This is a genomic window from uncultured Fretibacterium sp. (assembly GCF_938030725.1).
Classification (GTDB): Bacteria; Synergistota; Synergistia; order Synergistales; family Aminobacteriaceae; genus Fretibacterium.
The window spans coordinates 1-2,535 of sequence record NZ_CALHIQ010000105.1 but is presented as its reverse complement, the minus strand read 5'-3'; the positions used below and the strand labels follow the sequence as shown (position 1 = coordinate 2,535).

At 64.3% G+C, this 2,535-nt stretch carries 2 protein-coding genes and 1 pseudogene; all 3 read left to right on the top strand.

All coding sequences use genetic code 11. The annotated features are described in order from the left end of the window. Window positions 1–586: class I fructose-bisphosphate aldolase (locus Q0629_RS06400; RefSeq protein ID WP_298780373.1), on the top strand; the 586-nt coding region annotated here is incomplete at its 5' end. Between the two features lie 236 nt (window positions 587–822). Next, a complete protein-coding gene (locus Q0629_RS06395) occupies window positions 823–1,884 on the top strand; it encodes a PQQ-binding-like beta-propeller repeat protein (RefSeq protein ID WP_298780371.1) in 1,062 nt (353 codons plus the stop codon). 253 nt (window positions 1,885–2,137) lie between these two features. After that, window positions 2,138–2,535: pseudogene (locus Q0629_RS06390) on the top strand (hypothetical protein); the annotation flags it as partial.

Here is a 2,535-nt window from a genome sequence, read left to right as displayed (position 1 = left end):
CGCGGTCGCCGTCGGCGCGACGATCTACTACGGCAGTGACGAGTCCACGCGCCAGATCCAGGAGATCGCAAAGGCCTTCCACCACGCCCACCAGCTGGGCATGGCGACGGTGTTGTGGTGCTACCTCCGCAACTCCGCCTTCAAGGTGAAAGTCGACGGCAAGACGACGGACTACCACGTTTCCGCGGACCTGACGGGCCAGGCCAACCACCTCGGCGTGACCATCGAGGCGGACATCGTCAAGCAGAAGCAGGCGGAAAACAACGGCGGCTACACCGCCCTGAACTTCGGCAAGACCTCGAAGTTCGTCTACGACAAGCTGACGACGGACAACCCCATCGACCTCACCCGCTACCAGGTGCTGAACTGCTACGCAGGCCGCGCGGGCCTGATCAACTCGGGCGGCGCATCGGGCGGCGAGTCCGACCTGGCGCAGGCGGTGCGCACGGCGGTCGTCAACAAGCGCGCCGGAGGCATGGGGCTGATCCTCGGCCGCAAGGCGTTCCAACGCCCCATGAAGGAGGGCGTCGAGATCATCCACGCGGTGCAGGACGTCTACCTCTGCAAGGACGTGACCATCGCCTGAAGCAAACGACGGACGCAGATTTCGGCGGGGCTCCCGATGGGAGTCCCGCTTTTTTGCGCCCTTCAAGCGCAAAAATTCAGCAAGGAGGCTGTGTCGAAAAACCGCCCTTTACGGTTTAATATTAAAGTATTGTATCGCTATGGGAATTTTCGTTTGGGCACGTCCCGGACGCGCGAGGCGCAGTGAGGCCCGCAGGGAGCGAGACGTGCAATTCAAGGTGCAGAGGAGGAATTGTTATGAAGGTAAATCGCGTTCTTTTCGCAGTGGCCCTGGCGCTTCTCGCCGCGCTTCCGGCAAGCCCCGCCGCCGCCTGGCGTGGCGAGGTGGGCTGGACCTTCCGGACGGACGACGGCATCTCGAGCGGCGTGGCCGTGGCGGGCAATCTGGTCATCGTAGGGGACCGCCTGGGGAAGCTCTACGCCGTTCAAAAGGCCTCGGGAGTGCCCGTCTGGGTCTACACCGGGACGAATACCGTCGTCGGGACCCCATCCATCATGGGAGACAAGGTGATCTTCGCACAGGGCAACGGAGCCGTCACGTGCCTCGCCCTTTCGACCGGCACGGTCGTGTGGCAGTACCTTCCACCGGAGGAAGGATACGCCGCCGAAACCCTTGCGGACGGCACGGCCGTCGGTGACGGCAAGGTGTACCTGGCAAAGGGAGATGGCAAACTCTACGCCATCAGCGCATCCAACGGCCGCCTCGTCTGGACCTACACGGCCGACCAGGAACTGCGCAACGCTCCGGCCTTTGACGCCGGGCTCGTCCTTCTTGGCGAGCAGAACGGCAGGTTCAGCGCCATCAACCCCAAGACGGGCAAACGCATCTGGGGCGGCGGCGCGGGCGGCGCTATCAACACCCCAGCCATGAGCGACGGGTCCGTGTTCTACTCCAGCTGGGACGGCACCGTGCAGCGCGTTCGGCTCAAGGGCGTCATCCCCCTCTGGAAGAACAGCAAACCGAACGTCGGCGAGCCCATCACCACCCCCCCAACCGTCGGTGGAGGGCGCGTCTTCGTGGGGACGGCCAACGGCAAGATCGTCGCGTTGAGCGAGGAGAACGGAGCCATCCTGTGGCAGTTCGAAACGAACGGCGGCAACGTCGCGGCGCGTCCCGTCCTCGCTGAGGGCCTGATCTTCGCCGGAGGCGATGATGGCGTCCTCCACGTCCTGAACGCATCCTCCGGCGCAGAGCGAGCCACCTTCACGACCGGCGAAGGCATCAACGGCACGCCGGCCTTCGACGGAGGCGTCCTCTACCTCGGAAGCGGCGACGGCACGCTCTGTGCCATCTATTGACGGACCCAAATTTCAATCTGTTCCATGCAGGACGGCCGCGCGATCCACTTCGCGCGGCCGTCTTGTACATCACAATTTAGACCCCGCAGGCAGCGTCCCCCGCAATAAAGAGAATTTGCGAAAAAAGTGCGCAAAACCGTTATAATAGGATGATGGGAGCATGCGGAAAATTCGCTTCCGTTCGCAGCCGATGAGTGCCAGGCGGGCATGAACGGCTTTGCACTTGCCGGCACGGTGATGGAGGGATCGCACAATGAACGAAAAAAACGCCCGGGAGAAGACGAACCAACCGCTCGAAGAGATGGCGCCGGCGTCCTCCACACCCCTGCGCCGCAAGCGCGGACGTCCAAGGAAGAATCCCCTACCGGAGGCCCCGACGCCTGAGGCGCACGCTACCGCGGAATCTGCAACTACAGTAGAGCCGAGTCCGGACACGACCGCGGCAGAGCCCCCACGCCGCAAGCGCGGACGCCCAAGGAAGAACCCCCTGTCGGAGGGCCCGACACCTGAGGCGCCCGCTGCCGCGGCACCTGCTGTTACGGCGGAACCTGGCCCGGACACGACCGCGGTAGAGCCCCCGCGCCGCAAGCGTGGACGCCCAAGGAAGAACCCCCTGCCGGAGGCTCCTGAGGCAACCGCTGCCGCGAAGCC

Bases quoted from the DNA above. Each gene is read 5' to 3' on its own strand.
- Q0629_RS06395 (WP_298780371.1), top strand. From the start codon at position 823: ATGAAGGTAAATCGCGTTCTTTTCGCAGTGGCCCTGGCGCTTCTCGCC.